This is a genomic window from Ochrobactrum sp. SFR4, from assembly GCF_019730395.1.
In the GTDB taxonomy this organism is placed as follows: Bacteria; Pseudomonadota; Alphaproteobacteria; order Rhizobiales; family Rhizobiaceae; genus Pseudochrobactrum.
In genome coordinates this window covers 1-417 of record NZ_JAAPBB010000253.1, presented here as the reverse complement: position 1 = coordinate 417, position 417 = coordinate 1, and the positions used below count along the sequence as shown (strand labels likewise).

At 52.3% G+C, this 417-nt stretch carries 1 protein-coding gene; it reads left to right on the top strand.

The annotated features are described in order from the left end of the window. Positions 1–279: helix-turn-helix domain-containing protein (locus HBA93_RS18860; protein ID WP_221724317.1), on the top strand; the 279-nt coding region annotated here is incomplete at its 5' end. Between the last annotated feature and the right edge of the window lie 138 nt (positions 280–417).

The following is a 417-nucleotide window of genomic DNA, read 5'->3' as shown; positions in this document are numbered from 1 at the left end:
AAGCCCAATGCGTGGGATCGTCATTCGATTCTTGCCCACCTTCGCAGGGAAGGCATGACCTTAGCCGGTATAGCCAAACTTAACGGGTTAAGCGCCTCCGGCGTTAAAAATATTTGGACACGTCCACATGAAAAAGCCGAGCGAGCAATCGCCGATTTTATCGGTGAGCCGGTCGAAATCGTGTTTCGTGATCGTTATCCGAAAAAAGGCAACCGCATCCTTGCATCAAAGTATCACTCCAAAGCTGCCAACCGCAAGCTGGTTCAGGATGCAGCATAACGATGTGGCACGGATCAAAACAGTGCTGTTCTAGCCTTTGCCATCCGACCGAAGCCGACAAACGGGAAAATGTCCAGTCACAACAGAACGCCCGTCCGGCTGACAGACCCATCGTCTTGTCCCGCACCACACCTGCAT